The sequence below is a fragment of the Natronolimnobius baerhuensis genome, from assembly GCF_002177135.1.
GTDB classification, from domain to species: domain Archaea; phylum Halobacteriota; class Halobacteria; order Halobacteriales; family Natrialbaceae; genus Natronolimnobius; species Natronolimnobius baerhuensis.
The window spans coordinates 707,860-723,428 of the sequence record NZ_MWPH01000003.1 but is presented as its reverse complement, the minus strand read 5'-3'; the positions used below and the strand labels follow the sequence as shown (position 1 = coordinate 723,428).

The following is a 15,569-nucleotide window of genomic DNA, read 5'->3' as shown; positions in this document are numbered from 1 at the left end:
GACTACGTGGTGGGGAGTGACAGGAATAAACCTCGTGCCGGTACTTGGAGAGACGCGACACGAATCAGTTCGGTGTTGGAAGCGCAACCGAGAACGTCAATCACTCGCCGGGTTCGGTTGCCAGTCGGAGACGACTGACGTGTCGTTCGACGAGCCGGTTCACCTCGACCGGAAAACGAGACAGCAGTTGGGCCACTGGAACCTGCAGGTTCAACCGGTTTACTCACCCGTCGCAAACTGTCGCTGATGGACGAGTCCGACCGAGAGCACTCCCGAATTGCGGACAACAGGCTGGCCGCCGCTGTTGTCCTCGGTTCGCTCGTTGTCGCCACAGTCGGCGTGGGGCTCTACTGGAGCGGCTACACGAGCCTCCTCGTGCCAGCAGACGGCCCAATCGCAGACGCATTGCCGTTGTATCTGCTGACTGTGCTCGTCTGTTTCGGGTTGCTCATCTGGGGATGGCAACGATTTCTCTCGCTGCTCAGGTAAGCGGGACGGAGCACAGAAACGGCGATCTCGAGGCAGTTCACAGTTTCGCGTTCGGCAACACGAACGCGAGCGGAACGTAGAGCGCGACAGCGGCGACAATCCCGGCTGTCGCAGCGATAAACGGTTCCAGTTCCATAAACATCACTGCAATCGGAATGATGCCACCACCCGAAAGTGCCATTCCCGCTGCCAGTCGGTGAAGCGACTGGAACGGACTCCCCTCCCGGTCGTCAGCCATCGCCTCGAGTCCGCCTCGAGACTCCGAGAGGAAGAAAATCGGGAGGAAACAGTAGACGCCGGTCCCAATGAGAAGGCCGGAAAAAGCACCGATGAGCGGCGATTCAAGTGCGATATAGCCGATGGCGGTGAACGCGACAACGTCAAAGAGTGCAGCGATCAGCGCGATTCGGGAAGGCGTGATCGGTCCCTCCTCGAACGCCTCTATGTCTGTCTCGTGGGAACTGTCCATACCAAACCTGTTAGCGGACAGCATGTTATAAATTACTATTCATTTAGATTCGAAAGATCGGGGACTGGTCTCCTCGCTCGAGTGAGACGCCACCTGGCTTGAGCCACATCATCGCCGCTTAGCACTCTGGAACGGAGAGATATGTTGGTGGCACCACATCGGTCGTGTAGGTCTCGCGGCCGGGTTTTGCGATTCGATAGCCGTCTGCGAGCATCGTCGCCGCGTCGACGGCGAGAACCACTGGCTCAGCGGTGTGGCGCTCGCCGACCGCGCGGGCAGTCCGACGAGTACCGGAGAGATGCACCTGCTGTCGTGACATCGGCTGCAGGCCCTCCGCGCGAATCGACTCGAGATTCCGCGGCGCAGTCCCGTGATAGAGCGTATCGGGCACCGGGCTCTCGGTCGCCTCGAGCGTGACGTCGATTGAGTGGCCGTAGGCGGCTCGGACGCGATCAGCCGCCCCGCGGCCCTCCCCGCTCGTCCGCTCGAATCGCCCCTTCGGATCGGTGTCGATGAGTGCCTCGAGATGGCGTTTGTCGGCCCACTCGTATTTCCGCTCGACGGCGCTTGCGAGGTCCGCAACTCTCGTCCAGCCTTGGCCGTCAACCTCAATGCCAGCATCAGCCGGAAAGTGTCGAAGTGCGCCGCTGACGAATTTCGAGAGTTGGCGTCGACGCGCGCCGGAGAGCACCTGTTCGCCGCGGTTGCCACAGACGGGGCAGCCATCGCCGGGTGCGTCATCCGCGGCCTCGTTGCCATCGACTGCGAACGGCCCGTGGGCTGGACAGGTACGAATCGGTGCCGTCATGGGTGTAATTCGGCGCTCGAGACGAAAAGATGCCCCGCTCTACTCGCCGGTTCGAAACGACAGATCCAGCGACGGTGCGGAGTGAGTCAGCGACCCCATCGAAATCACGTCGACGCCGGTCGCGGCGTACTCGGCCACGCCCTCGAGCGTGATGCCGCCGCTGGCTTCAGCCAGTACACCCTCGTACGATGCGAGCGCTTCGACGGCTTCGCGCGTCTGCGCGGGCGTCATATTATCGAGCAACACAACGTCCGCACCCGCCGCAGCCGCTCGCGGCGCATCCACAACCGACTCGACCTCGACATCGATTTTCGTCGCGAACGAGGCTCGCTCGCGGAAGTGGGCGATTGCGTTCTCGAGGCCCATCTCGGCGATGTGGTTGTCTTTGACCATCACCATCTGGGAGAGATTCAGTCGGTGTGTGTCGCCGCCGCCCGCGACGACGGCGCGTTTCTCGAGGCCCCGCAGACCGGGCGTCGTCTTGCGGGTTGCAGCGATCCGCACGTCGTCGGATTCGACTCGAGCGGCGTCGACGACACGGCGCGTTCGCGTTGCGATTCCCGATGCGTGGCCCGCGAGATTCACGGCGACGCGCTCGCCCCGCAACACCTCGCGTGCGGCCCCCTCGACGCGAAGCAGTTCGTCGCCGCGTTCGATGGCGGTACCATCCTCGAGCGAGTCGGTGACGTCAACGCCGAGATAATCGAAGACGGCCGTCGCTGCCTCGAGGCCGGCGACGACGCCGGACTCTTTGGCGACGAGACGACCCGTGGTCTCGCCGGGAACGTCGTTCGTCACGTCGTGGTGGCCGATATCCTCGCGGAGCCAGCGTTCGACCTGTGCGTCGGTGATCATTAGTCGCCCGCCGGCTGTTCGGCCGGTTGCTCCTCGTTTTCGGTCACGACGTAGTGACACCCTTTCGACTCGCCGTTCTCGCTCGCCGCACGCGCGATCAGCAAGGCGACGACGCTCGCATTCCGGAGTTCGTAGAGGTCTCGAGCGGTTCGCGTTCGAATATAGGCGTCGACCTCACCTTTGAGCCGCCGAAGCACACCACTCGCGCGGGCGATTTCCTCGGGGTCGCGCTCGAGGCCCAGATACTCGTCCATCGTGCGCTTCAGTCGGATCGACTTCTCGGCGGCGAATCGCTCGGGGAGGTCGGGGTCGCTGTTGCGGAGATCGGGTGCTTCGACGATCTGCGGTTCAGCGTCTGCGTCGGCTACCTCTGTACCTGCGCGCAGCCCCCAGACGAGTCCCTCGAGCAGGCTCGTACTCGCCAATCGGTTTGCGCCGTGGACGCCGGTTCGGGCGCACTCGCCGACGGCGTAGAGGCGGTCGAGACTCGTCTGCCCGCGGTCGTCGACATTGATCCCGCCACACAGGAAGTGCTCGCAGGGTGCGACTGGGATTTCGTCGCCCTCGATTCCGCGGTCGCGACAGTTCTCGGCAAGGTCGGGGAACTCAGCCTCGAACTCGAGCGAACTCACGTCCAGGACGACCTCACCAGTTTCCTCGCGCTCGCTTGCGACCGCGCGGGCGACGACATCGCGCGGAGCGAGTTCGGCGTCGGGGTGGTAGTCGGGCATGAATTGCTCGCCCTCGGCGTTCCGAAGGACGGCCCCCTCGCCGCGCAGAGCTTCCGAGAGCAAGAACGGGTTCTCACCCGCATAGGCGGTTGGATGGAACTGCACGTACTCGAGGTCTGCGACCTCGGCCCCGGCAAGTGCGGCCATGGCGATGCCGTCGCCGGTCGCGTCGTCGGGGTTGGTCGAGCGGCTGTAGAGTGCGCCGATGCCGCCGGTCGCGAGGATGGTGTTGCCGGCGTAGATCGGATGGCCATCCGCTTGTTCATCCGTCAGAACGCCGTGGACCCGCCCTTCATGGGTAATGAGTTCGAGGGCGGCCGTATCCTGGCGCACTTCGATCTGTTCGTGCTCGTCGATGTAGTTCAAAAACGGCCGCAAGATGTGCGTGCCCGTCGCGGCGTCGACGTGGAGAATGCGATTTTCGGAGTGGGCAGCCTCGCGCGCGTAGTCGAACGCGTCATCGTCGGCGTCGTCGCTGCCGTCGAACTCGATTCCCAGCGTCTCGAGGAGCACGTCCTCGACGGCCTCGTCTGCGTTCTCGACGAGCACGTCGACGGCGTCGGGGTCGGCGGTCCCGTCGCTGGCCTCGAGAATGTCCTCTTTGAGCGCCTCGGGATCGCCGCGGGTGGTCGAGATGCCGCCCTGCGCCCAGTCGGTGCTCGCGCCGTCGGGGCGTTCGGCTTTCGTGAGGAGAACGACCTCGCTCCCCTCGCGGGCCGCAGCGAGGGCGGCCGCACAGCCCGCAATGCCGCTGCCAACGACGAGGACGTCCGCGGTTTCGGGGGGGTGTGTGTCCGTCATGGTTAGATCTCGAGCATGCGCTCTAAGGCGAGGCCGGCGAGTTCTTTCTCCTCGGGGGCGACTTCGATCACGTTGCGTTCTCGGCCCTCCACAAGCTCCTCGAGAACCCACGTCAGGTAGTTCGGGTCGATCTGGCGCATGGCGTTACAGTCCATGCAGGCGTCGCCACACAGCGGGATGACGTTCACGTCGGGGTGCCAGCGCTCGAGGTGGTTCGTGAGGTGAATTTCGGTGCCGATTGCCCAGGTGTCGCCCGGATCGGCGTTTTCGATGGTTTCGCAGATCGTCGCCGTCGAGCCCGCTTTGTCGGCGGCTTCGACGACCTCGCGGCGACATTCGGGGTGGACGATAACCTTCGCGTCGTCGTGTTCGTCGCGAACCTGCTCGATGTGATCCGTCCGGAACCGTTCGTGGACCTGGCAGTAGCCGTCCCAGAGGATGATGTCGCTGTCTGCGACCTCCTCGGCGTCTTTGCCCTCGGGGTCCCAGGGGTCCCATTTCGCAATCTCCTCCTCGAGACCCATCCGATAGGCGGTGTTCTCGCCGAGGTGTTTGTCGGGCAAAAAGAGGACTTTATCGCCCTTCTCGAAGGCGTACTCGAACGCTTTGTGCGCGTTCGAGGAGGTACAGACGAGACCGTCCTGGCTCGCACAGAACGCCTTCAGGTCGGCGTAGGAGTTCATGTACGTAATCGGGATGATGGTCTCGTCGGGCGCGGCGGCGGTGATCTCGGCCCACGCGGCGTCGACCTGTAAGGCCTCGGCCATCCCGGCCATCGGACACGACGCCTCCATACTCGGCAGAATCACCGTCTGCTCGTCGTCGGTGATGATGTCCGCGCTTTCGGCCATGAACGTCACGCCGCCGAAGATCACGTACTCCGCGTCCGCGTTGGCCGCCTCCTTCGAGAGCTGATAGGAGTCACCGATGAAATCGGCGTGTTCGACGATCTCCCGGCGCTGGTAGTTGTGTCCCAGGATAACGACGTCGTCACCCAGTTCGGCGAGCGCCGCCTCGATGCGCTCCGTTCGCTCAGCCTCCTCGAGATCCCGGTACGCAGACGGGAGTTGCTCGAGGTTGTCGTATTTGAACAGACTGAGATCGGTGTCGAGTTCCGCAGTTTCCATTGTCACCATTGTGCGATACCTGTGGGTACCCTCACCTCATAGGGCGCTATTGAATAACTTTTTCCTTCGATAGCGTATTTCGAGAGCGTACCATCCACTGGTAGCCGTATCGAATCGCCAGAATCAGTTGATATGGCGTTCGAATACGTTCGTTTTCGGGACTGTCCGGTCACTGTGGATTGGGCTCATTTCGCTCGAGGCCGTCGAAGGAGTATGGCACTCGAGGAGGCCTTTACTGAATTTACCCGGCGAGACTGGGAGTCAGAGCCAGTCGATGGCACAGTCCAGCTCGCCATCGTCGGAACGGGCGGGTTCGCTCGCAATCGGGCGCTGCCAGCGATTGCAGACGGTCGGTACTGCAGCGTCACGACGCTTGTCACCGGCTCTCCAGACAGCGCGCACACGCTCGCCGAGGAGTTCGACGTCGAGCATGTCATCAGCTACGACGCGTTTCGCCGTGGAAGCCACGCCAACTCCTACGACGCAGCCTACATCGCGACACCGAACGGAACCCACGGCGAGTTCGCTATCGCCGCCGCCGAACACGGGGCTCATGTGCTCTGTGAGAAACCACTCGAGACGACAGTCGAGCGCACGCGAGAGATTCTCGAGGCGTGTGCGGACGCTGGCGTAACGCTCATGACGGCCTACCGGCTCCAGACGGAGCCCGCGGTCCGGCGAACGCGTGAACTCATCCGCGAGGGCACCATCGGCGAGGTCGTCCAGATTCAGGGTGGGTTCTCACACCCGCTGCTCGAGTACACAAGTCCCGATACCTGGCGACTCGATCCGGACCTCGCCGGCGGCGGCGCGCTGGTCGACCTCGGCGTCTATCCGTTGAACACCATCCGCTTTCTGCTTGACTGTGACCCAACAGGCGTCTACGCGACGACATACTCGAGCGGCGGGCCCTTCGCAGCCGTCGACGAACACGTCGCGTTTCAACTCGAGTTTCCCACGGAGGTGACGGCCTCGTGTACGGCGAGTTTCGACGCCCACGCCCACAGCCGCCTCGAGATCATCGGCACCGACGGGATTATCCTGATCGCCTCGCCGTTTGGCGGCGTCGTCCCGCAGGAGATGGTCGTCGAGAGCGGCGACATGCGTATGGAGTACACCGGCCCGCCGGTCGACGAAGTCTGTGAGGAGTTCGATTACTTCGGCTACTGCGTGCTGACGGGCACAGAACCCGAACCGGATGGTCGAGACGGGCTCATCGATCTGTACGCCATCGAAGCCGCCTACGAGTCCGCCCAGACGGGACGGCGCGTCGAACTGGCACTCGAGTGAGCCCTCGAGAGCGACCTGTCCTCAGAGTGGCTCACCAGGCCGTCCTCGAGTGGATTGGGAACGGGGAGAACGTCTCAGTGCCCGAACGGGCAAGCGTCGGCGGTGACTATAGCAACAGTGCAAGGCCGAGGACGACCGCAAGCAGCCCACCAACGAGCCAGATCGCAGCTGGTTTCGCCAGCATTCGAGCAGCCCCGTCTTGACATGAATCTCCGATGACGAACACCGGCGTCTCCGGTCCGTCTTCGATAACCGCGCTCACGTCGCGCATCGTCTCGCGTGCCTCGACGTCGTAGCGCGACTGGCCGAGCACGTACACGTCTCCGCCCGGCTCGAGGCGGCGCTCGGAGTACCGGCGGTCATTCCCGGTTGCAATCTCGACGACGCGAAGGTCGAGGCTCGTGTTCTCGGACTCGAGATCGGAGTGGTGCTCGAGAAACTCCCGAACGTGGTCCGGTTCGGCCTCCCCGCCGTCGACGTCGATTCGGTCGACAGTCGAGAGCGCGAACTCGCCTGCAGAGGGGTTGACGCGGATGCTCGCGGTCTCGTCCTCGAGTCGAAACGGAACCCCGCCAGCGCCCTCGTCGACGGTGTTCCACGAGGAGTTCTTCCCGCTCGATTGGAGTTCTTCGACTTCGTACTCGTAGACCAGACACGGCTTCCCGGTCAGGGGACCCTCGCTTGGACTGGTAATCGGTGTTGCGGTCCCCTCGAGTTCGACCGGCCCGTCGGCGCGTTCGACCGAGAGCACGTCGTCAGTGTCGCCGCGGTAGACGTGGTAGGCAGGCCGAAGGCGGAGTCCACCGTAGGCAATCGCACAGAGACCGATGATGACGAACAGTGAGCCGGGCATCGCTCAGTAGTGCGAGTATTGACATGATAAGCGTGGTGATTTGAGACCCGCTACTCGCGCTCGAACACAACCTCGCCGTCGACGGCCGTCAGCGCCACGTCGATCTCCCCAATGCGCTCCGGCTGGTCCCACGGCGACGCCTCGAGGACGACGAAATCGGCTCGTTTGCCGACTGCGAGCGTCCCCAGTCGGTCCTCGTCGAACCCGGCGTAGGCCGCGCCGCGGGTGTACGCACGCAGCGCTTCCGTCACCGACAGGCGCTGGTCTTCAGACGGCGCGTTGACCGCGTGATGGACCCCAAGCAGTGGGCCGAGTGGCATCCCGTCCGAGCCAAACGCCAGGGGTGCGCCGACCTCGAGCACGCGCCCGAGCGGATTCGACCGTTCCCGGCGCTCGCGGCCGAGTCGCTGATCGTAGAGTCCGCCCTCGTCCGCCCAGCGGTGGAAGTTCGGCTGCATGGAGGCGACGATGCCGGCGTCGGCCATACGCTCGAGTTGGTCATCCGTCGCGAGTTCGGCGTGTTCGATCCGGTGTCGGCTGTCGGCTGGATCAGCGGTCTCCTCGAGCGCCGAGAGCGTCTCCTCAATTGCCTCGTCGCCGATGGCATGAACCGAGAGCTGAAACCGCGCATCGTCGGCTCGTTCGACGATACTGGTCAGTTCCGCGGGATCGACGACCCACTGGCCGCTCGTCGGTTCGTCCTCCGTCTCGCTTTCATCATCCACATCCGCGTCTGTGTACGGCTCGCGGAGCTTCGCCGTCCGGCTCCCGATGCTGCCGTCCGAGAAGGACTTGATCGCGCCCGTCTGGACGCGGTCGTTGCCCGCGTTCGTGACGAGTCCGACTTTTGAGAGGGCCTCGAGGTAGTCGCTCCAGTAGTCGATTCGCACGCGAATCGGCAACTCGCCAGCAGCCGCAAGCTCGCGGTAGACGCGCGGACTCGTATCGCTTCGGACCTTATCGTGGACGCCGGTGACGCCACGGGCAACGGCGTATTCAGCGGCAGCAGTGAGCAAGTCACGCATCTGTTCGCGGTCGGCTGCCACCTCGCGGCGAACGACTTCGGCGGCGTCCTCGACGGCGATACCAACTGGGTCGCCGTCCTCGTAGACGATATCCGAGTCCGGCATCTCGTCGGCGAGGCGCTCGAGGGCAACCGAGTTCAGCGAAACGGTGTGGAGGTCGACGCGAAGGGCGGCGACCGGGCGCGTCTCGCTGACGGCGTCGAGGTCGACCCGCGTGAGTCGGTGGCCGCGGTCGGTCCAGGTGCTCTCGTCGTAGCCGAAGCCGATGATCCAGTCGTCGGACCTCTCGTCGGCGGGAGCCGCGTCGCTGTCAGCGTCGGCCGCAACCGCACTCGCCGTCCGGTCGCCCTCCGCAGCGAGCAACTCGAGGCACTCGTCTGCGCTCGTCGCGGCCGACAGATCGGCGTGAACGAGGTGCTGTCCTAGCTGCTCCATGTGCGTGTGGGCGTCGATAAAGCCCGGCAGGACGACGCGCCCGTCGCAGTCGATCACGTCCGTCTCGACGCCGTTGAGAAACTCGAGTTCGGAGCTGTCGCCGAGACGGACGATCTCGCCGTCGCGGATGGCCATCGCCTCGAAGACCGTCTCTGGGTCGCTCAACGTGTGAATCTCGGCGTTCGTCACCAGCCGGTCGGCGGCCGCAGTCATACTCGAGATGGCTCGCTCGAGGGGCAAAATCGTTCGGTTCGCTCGCACCGTCTCGAGTTCGTGTCCGCACGTTCGGACACACCTGTCAGGTGAGAAAACGTATATGGGAGGTATGCGAACAGGCGGCTATGCTCACCCGCGAGAACCTCGTTATTCTCGGCTCGCTCGCCCTCCTCTTCGCGCTCTTGCTCGTCGGGTTACCGCTGCTCGAGGACGCGACCGGCCTCTCGATCAACGACTACCCGCTTCCGGCGTTCCTCCTGTTTGTCGGGCTTGCCATCGTCCTGCCGCAACTGTCTCTGGCCAGAACCGACGCCGAGGCATCGCCCCGGACTCGGATCCGGTTCGCCGTCATCGCGACCGGTCTCTTCGCACTGCTGTTCACCGGCGGGACGTACCCCGAAGCGGCACTCGAGGCCCCGCTCGAGAACCTCGAGTCGCTGCAGGGACTGGTGATTCTCGTGATCGGTGCCGGCGCGTTCCTGGGATTGGTGGGCTACGAATTCGTCGCTGGCTTTGGGTCTCAGTCCAGCGATGGCGACTCGAGTGCGTAACGAGTCCGACGGTCGCGGGCGCAATCTCGAGACTGATCAGCAACGCTTAGGGACGGCCACTGTGTCCCTCGACCCATGACCAGCGCTACGGATCTCGCCGACAAGCTACAGGACGGCGACCTTCGACTCTACGAACTCGAGGAACACACCGATGCGGACACAGCGGCCGAGGCACGCCGGCTGTTCGTCGAGCGCGAGACAGGAACCGACCTCGAGGCGGTCGGCGACTACACGTTCCCCGCCGAGCAGGCCGAACCGAACATCGAGAACATGATCGGCGCGGCGCAGGTGCCGATGGGCGTCGTCGGCCCCGTCGCAGTCGATGGCAGCGCGGCCGACGGCGACCACTACCTGCCGCTTGCGACGACCGAAGGCGCGCTCTTGGCCTCCGTGAATCGGGGACTCTCGGTGATCCGCTCGTCGGGCGGTGCGGACGCTCGCGTGACGAAAAACGGGATGACTCGCGCGCCCGTCTTCCGCGTCGACGGCGTGGCCGAGGCCGCCGAAGTCGTGGAGTGGGTCGAAGATAATCTCGAGACCCTCCGCGAGGCCGCCGAGTCGACGACCAGCCACGGCGAATTGCTGGGCGTCGAACCCTACGTCGTCGGCGATTCGGTCTACCTGCGATTCGCCTACGACACCAAAGACGCGATGGGGATGAACATGGTCACTATCGCGACCGGCGCGGCCTGCGAGGTCGTCGAGCAGGAGACGCCAGCCGACCTCGTTGCCCTCTCCGGCAACCTCTGTTCGGACAAGAAACCCGCCGCCGTCAACGCTGTCGAAGGCCGCGGACGTTCCGTAACGGCCGACGTGGTCATTCCCGGTGAGTTGCTCGAGAACCGACTCCACACGACGGCCGAGGCCATCGTCGAAGCGAACACCCGAAAGAACCTGACCGGCAGCGCCAAAGCGGGCAGTCTCGGCTTTAATGCGCACGCGGCAAACGTCGTCGCTGCCGCCTTCCTCGCGACCGGCCAGGACGAAGCCCAGGTTGTCGAAGGCGCGAACGCGATCACGACGATGGATACGCGCGAGGGAGAAAACGGTGCGACCGACCTCTACGCCAGCGTCTCCATCGCCTCACTCGAGGTCGGCACAGTCGGCGGCGGGACGAAACTCCCGACCCAAGCCGAAGCGCTCGACGTGCTCGGACTCCGCGGCGGCGGCGATCCGGCGGGGTCGAACGCCGACGCACTGGCCGAGATCATTACCGTCGGCGCGCTCGCGGGCGAACTCTCCTTGCTTGCAGCACTGTCTTCGCGACATCTGGCGAGCGCTCACGAAGACCTCGGACGCTAATTCGGTTACGTCGCGGTCGACTCGCGTGCGTTTCGCGCCCGAATCGTCATCACCGCAATCGCTGCCCCGCTTCCCATCAAGACAAGCAAGCCGAGCAGCGCCTGGAGTCCGTCCGTCGCGAGCAAAAAGATCGCCAACCCGACCGCGGCACCGCCGTGGGCGAGCGCGAACGGCCGCCGGCCGTATGCCCCGTGAAGGAGCGCCACGGCGGCGAACGTCCCCGCGAAGACCCACATCGCAAGCGCCGTCGCCTCGAGTCCGAAAATCGTCTCGCTAATAAAGATGCCGTAGCCATAGAGTGCGAACGCGATCACCGATCCGACGCCGATTGTCTCCGCTTGAACATCCACCACTTCGGCCATTTGCCCGCTATTCTGGCGCTCGAGGCAAAGTGTTACCGTTCGCGTTCGGTTCGTGGTCGGGAATCCGATCAGAGCAAGCGATACCGACCGCGACTCTCGCTGACCTCGCCGCGTCGCGTGAGTTTTTCGAGGCCATCTCGAGCGTCGTCGGCGGGCACGCCGCGCTCGCCGGCGTAGTCGACGACCTCGGCTTCGGTGGGACGTTCGAGTTCTCGGAGGGCTTCCTGAACGATCTCTTTCTTGCTCCCACTTCGGGCTGACCCGCGCGGGTCGCGGTCGCCTGCGGCGTCGACTTCGGAAACGTCGAGACCCGACTCCTCGAGATACTCGTCATCGTCGATCACGCCGTCAGAAACGTCGTCCTCGAGCGCACCGAACGAGTCGAGTTCGGCAAAGGCGTCGCCGTGGCCCTGCCGGTTGGCGAGCATCGAGGCGCGGACGTCTCGAGCGTGGTCTGCGTCGTCGGTTTCGACGAATTTCTTGCGTCTCTCGTAGGGGCGTCGCGAGCCACAGCGAGGGCACTGTGTGGTCTCCGACCGGCCTTCGATAATCCAGAGATTCGAACACTCGCTACAGCCGACGACGGCGTACATGCTCGCACGATACGGCCGAATCGATGTTCACGTTTCGGTCTCAGCTGACGGTGTCGGCGAAACAACCGGGAGTTCAATTCGGAAAACGCACCCAGTCGGACGGTTGTCCTGAATCGCAATCTCGCCGTCGAACTGGTCGACTAACGTCTGGACGAGATGCAACCCCAATCCAGTGCCGGGGCTCTCGAGTCCTTTTTCGCCGCGGCCAAACACGTCTTCCTTCCGGTCATCAGAAATTCCCGGCCCGTTGTCCGCAACGCAAATGACGACCGTCTCATCGTCATGATCGATTGCGACCTCAATATCCGGCAGGTCGGAATCGTTGTGGACAACGGCGTTCTCGAGGAGGTTACGAATAACAGACTCGAGCATGTCGTTTGCGAGTACGTGTGGCGCTGTGGCAAGCCCGTAGACCGTAATTGCGGCTGAATCGTACCGTGAGCGGACGGTTTCGACTGCCGATGTGACGACCTGGTTGATCGAGACGAGTTGCTGATTGTCGCCGCGCCCGAGCATCGCCTCTGTAAGGTTACGTGCGGTTTCGGTCAGTTCGATTGCATCAGCAGCCGAGCCGTGAATTTCGTTGAGATGGTAGGCCCCCTCCGCATCAACGTGGTCCTCGAGCAAGCGGGCGCGACCGCGGACGACTTGCATATCGTTTCGCAGATCGTGGCGAACGACCTGATTCAGGATCTCGAGTTTGTCGCGCGTCTCGACGAGGTCTCGGTTTTGGTCCCGCTGATCGGTGACGTCTCGTGCGGAAACGATCATGGAGGTCGGCGCACCCGAATTATCGGTTACGGGTCGAATCGTCCCGCTAACGCGCCTCGTCTCGCCATTACCGATTGGATTGTCGACCACGTAATCGACGTACTCACCCTCTGCGGCCCGTTCGACCGACTCTCTGACTCGCTCTTGCATGTCGTCTGGCCACCACGGCGTCTCCCAAAACGGCGTGTCAACAACCTCCTCGTGTGTCGCATTGGCGTACTCGAGGGCGGTCTGGTTTGCCTGCAAGAGCGTGCCATCGAGTTCGAGCAGGCCGACGAGCATTTCGGGGTCCTCGAAGACGGCTTCGAAGCGGCGCTGATTCCGCCGAAGCCGTAATTGGCGGCCACGTCGCTCGGTGATATCGGTGAAAAAGCCCTCGAGCGCCTCGAGGGTGCCGTCCTCGGCGTAGATTCCCTGTCCGCGTTCCCAGAGCCACTTTGTGGCCCCTGTTTTCGTTTCAATCCGGTAGGTGACTTCGTAGTGTTCGCCCGTCTCGAGGGCAGCCTGTACGTCGCCCCACGTAGATTCGCGGTCGTCCGGATGGATCAGGTCGTCGCCGAACAGCACGTCCCCCGACTCGAGTTGGGCGGCGCTGTAGCCAGTGATTTCCTCGCAGGTTCCTTCGACGACCTCCATTGGCCAGGCAGAATCATTCCGACAGCGATAGACCACGCCGGGAAGGTTGTCGATCAGCGTGTCCTGGCGGACGTTCTGCCCACCGTCCGCGTGCGCCAGGTCTGGTACCGAGTCCCGGCAGGTTGATCGTGACGCGTGTGGCGACACGATGTTCTGAGACTGTGTGGATTCGCCCGCGTTTCGGTACTGAGCGAGCGCCCCCAGAATCCGACTCGAGAGGAGATTGAAGTGAATGCCAGAAATATCGTCTGCAACGTCTGTCTCATCGTCCCAGCGAAGGTACTCTGTGACACCTGCCTCGAGTGCAGCCTCGGCCTCGTCGTGGCTAGCGCTGGCCGTAAGCAACACCGTTGGAATCTGATCAGTGGCCGCGACAACTGGACGCACTCCATCGCCGGAGCACGCCAACAGCGTGTTATCCGTTCCAAGCAGACAATCGATATCGTGAGGGTCCTGCAGTCGCTCGAGGACCGCTGTTTCGTCGTGTTCGATGCTGACTACAAATTGGTCGTCGCCATTCCTGAGTTGGGTCGCAATCGCTTCCCCCGGGAGTTCTGGCGCAAAGAGAAGAATACGAATTGATGACCGCACCATTCACAGTACACTCACGTCGCTTCTGCTATTAGTCTTATTACCACGGATGTGTATTGTCTGTCACCATCGTGTTGGCCTCAGAATTGGATTATAGTGATACCTCGAGCGACGACTCAACGTCGGCCAGTCCGGACGTGTGTAGCGTCGCCATCCGGCGGCCAGTCGTCTCGACATCGAGACGGCCAGTAAAGGACGTCTCCATACCGGCCAGCATACTGTTGACGTCCGTCTCGAGGTCGACACTGGTATCGAACACACAGACACCGATACCGTCTCCGCGACGGAGTTCGGTTAAAAAGTTCGAATTGAGGAAGCGATACACTGATCGCGCGTCGTCGATTTCTGCACAGAGCGTCGAGCAGAACACGATGCCCGTTCGGAATCGGTCGACTGACTGCTGTGCTGTCGCGACCATCGTTGACAGTTCCATGCCGACTGCTGTCAGATCGCCGAGCGCCCCAACAGTCTGGAGGTCGTCACCGTTGTCTCGGCCCTCTGCGGCCAGAACCGATGTACGCGAGCCAGCCCCAGTTTCGACGGCCTCGAGTTGCCGTTGGACGGCGTGGCCACGTTGGTCCGTCGCGAGGACGACACCATATTCGTCCGTCTCGGGGGCGACTAGTCGAGCGAACACGGTTTTGAGCGCCTCGGAGTCCTCACCAGTAAGCAAAATCGAGGTCCCACTCTCGAGACCATCGATGGGGAGCGAGTCAACACCGAAGGTGTTCGAGTTCGCGAGACTCATTGCTCCTCCGTGTAAGTAACTGCAGTTTCAGCACCCGCTTCGCGCGCCTCGAGCAGCGACTGGCGTAACTCGAGGATCTCCATTGCTGTGTCAGCGTACTGCTCGAGCGTCTTCTGTTCGGCGGTGGAATAGCTCCGTTGTTCGTGGTCGAGTACGCAGACCTGGCCGATCACCTGCCCGTTCGGGGCGGTCATATTGGCCCCAGCATAGGAGACGATGCCGAGGTTCTCGAGTTGGTCGTTGCGGTTGAATCGGCTGTCGTCGGCGATGTCTTCAACGATCATAACGTCTTCTTGGAGCATACTGTGGGTGCACATGGTGTCTTCACGGGTCAGCGAGTCCCAGTCCGCGCCGGTACACGCGAGGAAGTTCTCCTCGTCTGCTTCGACCAGCCCAATAAACGAGACGGCGACATCGAAGTGATCGGCGATTAGATCCGTCAAGCGGTCGAAACTCTCCTCGATTGGGAGTTCATCGATATTGTACGCCGCCAGCGTCTCGAGCCGTTCGTCCTCGTCTTCGGGTGCGAGAAAGCCGACCTGGGCGCTGTGGTCGATGATGTCGTTGACGATGAACCCGAGCCGGTCGTGGGCATCGGGCAGGTCGCGATTGAGGTATTCGACGATCAGTTCTTCGAACGATGCGGTGTCGATCTCACCCGGCGAGACGTCGGTAAAGAGAACGCACGGCGTCTGCGGTGCCTGCTCTCGGAGGAGTTCGACGATATCCAGCCCGGTTCCATCAGCCAGTTCGTAGGCGGTGACGACGCCGACAATCGGTTCGCGCTCGAGTGTCGCAGCGGCTTGCTCGAGTGACGTGGCTTCGACCGCGGTGAGTTCGTCGTCCGCATCGATTGTCGATGCGACGGACGAAACACGACGGTCAGTATCAACACAAAGGACGGTCCGACTCATTG

Annotated in this window: 16 protein-coding genes; 4 read left to right on the top strand and 12 right to left on the bottom strand. The window is 63.0% G+C overall.

Translation table 11 applies throughout. From position 1 onward, the window contains the following. Positions 1–246 precede the first annotated feature (246 nt). Positions 247–489: a hypothetical protein gene (locus tag B2G88_RS16135; protein WP_054863195.1), complete on the top strand. Its 243-nt coding sequence runs from the start codon at positions 247–249 to the stop codon at positions 487–489. Between the two features lie 37 nt (positions 490–526). On the opposite strand, the gene B2G88_RS16130 is transcribed toward B2G88_RS16135, so the two are convergent. The 5 genes from B2G88_RS16130 to nadA form a co-directional block, all read right to left on the bottom strand. After that, entirely contained in the window at positions 527–958 is a 432-nt protein-coding gene (locus B2G88_RS16130) for a hypothetical protein (RefSeq protein ID WP_087715332.1), read from the bottom strand. Positions 959–1,076: 118 nt separating this feature from the next. Beyond that, positions 1,077–1,766 (bottom strand): RNA 2'-phosphotransferase, encoded by a 690-nt coding sequence (locus B2G88_RS16125; protein WP_087715331.1) that lies wholly within the window; start codon positions 1,764–1,766, stop codon positions 1,077–1,079. A gap of 39 nt (positions 1,767–1,805) precedes the next feature. Continuing rightward, positions 1,806–2,621 carry a carboxylating nicotinate-nucleotide diphosphorylase gene (nadC, locus tag B2G88_RS16120; protein ID WP_054863193.1) on the bottom strand — a complete coding sequence of 272 codons (816 nt, stop codon included), beginning with the start codon at positions 2,619–2,621 and terminating at the stop codon, positions 1,806–1,808. Beyond that, a complete protein-coding gene (locus B2G88_RS16115) occupies positions 2,621–4,153 on the bottom strand; it encodes an L-aspartate oxidase (RefSeq protein ID WP_087715330.1) in 1,533 nt (510 codons plus the stop codon). The genes nadC and B2G88_RS16115 overlap by 1 nt, the downstream gene beginning before the upstream one ends. 2 nt (positions 4,154–4,155) lie before the next feature. Continuing rightward, positions 4,156–5,289, bottom strand: coding sequence for a quinolinate synthase NadA (gene nadA, locus B2G88_RS16110; RefSeq protein WP_087715329.1), 1,134 nt, complete (start codon positions 5,287–5,289; stop codon positions 4,156–4,158). Between the two features lie 204 nt (positions 5,290–5,493). Here nadA and gfo6 point away from each other — a divergent pair, with 204 nt between their 5' ends. After that, positions 5,494–6,570: a D-xylose 1-dehydrogenase Gfo6 gene (gene gfo6 / locus B2G88_RS16105; RefSeq protein ID WP_087715328.1), complete on the top strand. Its 1,077-nt coding sequence runs from the start codon at positions 5,494–5,496 to the stop codon at positions 6,568–6,570. A gap of 106 nt (positions 6,571–6,676) precedes the next feature. Here gfo6 and B2G88_RS16100 read toward each other — a convergent pair whose 3' ends face one another. Together B2G88_RS16100 and B2G88_RS16095 are read right to left on the bottom strand one after the other, a co-directional pair. Next, positions 6,677–7,423: a GIDE domain-containing protein gene (locus B2G88_RS16100; protein ID WP_054864192.1), complete on the bottom strand. Its 747-nt coding sequence runs from the start codon at positions 7,421–7,423 to the stop codon at positions 6,677–6,679. Between the two features lie 50 nt (positions 7,424–7,473). After that, positions 7,474–9,096 (bottom strand): amidohydrolase, encoded by a 1,623-nt coding sequence (locus B2G88_RS16095; RefSeq protein ID WP_087715391.1) that lies wholly within the window; start codon positions 9,094–9,096, stop codon positions 7,474–7,476. Between the two features lie 128 nt (positions 9,097–9,224). Here B2G88_RS16095 and B2G88_RS16090 point away from each other — a divergent pair, with 128 nt between their 5' ends. Together B2G88_RS16090 and hmgA are read left to right on the top strand one after the other, a co-directional pair. Beyond that, positions 9,225–9,650 carry a hypothetical protein gene (locus tag B2G88_RS16090; protein ID WP_087715327.1) on the top strand — a complete coding sequence of 142 codons (426 nt, stop codon included), beginning with the start codon at positions 9,225–9,227 and terminating at the stop codon, positions 9,648–9,650. A gap of 75 nt (positions 9,651–9,725) precedes the next feature. Continuing rightward, positions 9,726–10,952, top strand: a complete 1,227-nt coding sequence (gene hmgA / locus B2G88_RS16085; RefSeq protein ID WP_087715326.1) for a hydroxymethylglutaryl-CoA reductase (NADPH) — start codon at positions 9,726–9,728, stop codon at positions 10,950–10,952. Positions 10,953–10,957: 5 nt separating this feature from the next. Here hmgA and B2G88_RS16080 read toward each other — a convergent pair whose 3' ends face one another. From B2G88_RS16080 to B2G88_RS16060, 5 genes are all read right to left on the bottom strand, one after another. After that, positions 10,958–11,314 (bottom strand): hypothetical protein, encoded by a 357-nt coding sequence (locus B2G88_RS16080; protein WP_054863587.1) that lies wholly within the window; start codon positions 11,312–11,314, stop codon positions 10,958–10,960. A 68-nt stretch (positions 11,315–11,382) separates the two neighbouring features. After that, positions 11,383–11,907, bottom strand: a complete 525-nt coding sequence (locus B2G88_RS16075) for a DUF5817 domain-containing protein (protein WP_087715325.1) — start codon at positions 11,905–11,907, stop codon at positions 11,383–11,385. A 27-nt stretch (positions 11,908–11,934) separates the two neighbouring features. Then, positions 11,935–13,908 (bottom strand): PAS domain-containing protein, encoded by a 1,974-nt coding sequence (locus tag B2G88_RS16070; protein WP_087715324.1) that lies wholly within the window; start codon positions 13,906–13,908, stop codon positions 11,935–11,937. A gap of 88 nt (positions 13,909–13,996) precedes the next feature. Then, positions 13,997–14,653, bottom strand: a complete 657-nt coding sequence (locus B2G88_RS16065) for a DUF7504 family protein (protein ID WP_054863582.1) — start codon at positions 14,651–14,653, stop codon at positions 13,997–13,999. Continuing rightward, entirely contained in the window at positions 14,650–15,567 is a 918-nt protein-coding gene (locus B2G88_RS16060; protein ID WP_087715323.1) for a GAF domain-containing protein, read from the bottom strand. The genes B2G88_RS16065 and B2G88_RS16060 overlap by 4 nt, the downstream gene beginning before the upstream one ends. Positions 15,568–15,569 lie beyond the last annotated feature (2 nt).

Excerpts from the sequence above, each read along its gene's own strand:
- B2G88_RS16135 (WP_054863195.1), top strand. The coding sequence starts at position 247 with ATGGACGAGTCCGACCGAGAGCACTCCCGAATTGCGGACAACAGGCTG.
- B2G88_RS16130 (WP_087715332.1), bottom strand. The coding sequence starts at position 958 with ATGGACAGTTCCCACGAGACAGACATAGAGGCGTTCGAGGAGGGACCG.
- B2G88_RS16125 (WP_087715331.1), bottom strand. The coding sequence starts at position 1,766 with ATGACGGCACCGATTCGTACCTGTCCAGCCCACGGGCCGTTCGCAGTC.
- nadC (WP_054863193.1), bottom strand. The coding sequence starts at position 2,621 with ATGATCACCGACGCACAGGTCGAACGCTGGCTCCGCGAGGATATCGGC.
- B2G88_RS16115 (WP_087715330.1), bottom strand. The coding sequence starts at position 4,153 with ATGACGGACACACACCCCCCCGAAACCGCGGACGTCCTCGTCGTTGGC.
- nadA (WP_087715329.1), bottom strand. The coding sequence starts at position 5,289 with ATGGTGACAATGGAAACTGCGGAACTCGACACCGATCTCAGTCTGTTC.
- gfo6 (WP_087715328.1), top strand. The coding sequence starts at position 5,494 with ATGGCACTCGAGGAGGCCTTTACTGAATTTACCCGGCGAGACTGGGAG.
- B2G88_RS16100 (WP_054864192.1), bottom strand. The coding sequence starts at position 7,423 with ATGCCCGGCTCACTGTTCGTCATCATCGGTCTCTGTGCGATTGCCTAC.
- B2G88_RS16095 (WP_087715391.1), bottom strand. The coding sequence starts at position 9,096 with ATGACTGCGGCCGCCGACCGGCTGGTGACGAACGCCGAGATTCACACG.
- B2G88_RS16090 (WP_087715327.1), top strand. The coding sequence starts at position 9,225 with ATGCTCACCCGCGAGAACCTCGTTATTCTCGGCTCGCTCGCCCTCCTC.
- hmgA (WP_087715326.1), top strand. The coding sequence starts at position 9,726 with ATGACCAGCGCTACGGATCTCGCCGACAAGCTACAGGACGGCGACCTT.
- B2G88_RS16080 (WP_054863587.1), bottom strand. The coding sequence starts at position 11,314 with ATGGCCGAAGTGGTGGATGTTCAAGCGGAGACAATCGGCGTCGGATCG.
- B2G88_RS16075 (WP_087715325.1), bottom strand. The coding sequence starts at position 11,907 with ATGTACGCCGTCGTCGGCTGTAGCGAGTGTTCGAATCTCTGGATTATC.
- B2G88_RS16070 (WP_087715324.1), bottom strand. The coding sequence starts at position 13,908 with ATGGTGCGGTCATCAATTCGTATTCTTCTCTTTGCGCCAGAACTCCCG.
- B2G88_RS16065 (WP_054863582.1), bottom strand. The coding sequence starts at position 14,653 with ATGAGTCTCGCGAACTCGAACACCTTCGGTGTTGACTCGCTCCCCATC.
- B2G88_RS16060 (WP_087715323.1), bottom strand. The coding sequence starts at position 15,567 with ATGAGTCGGACCGTCCTTTGTGTTGATACTGACCGTCGTGTTTCGTCC.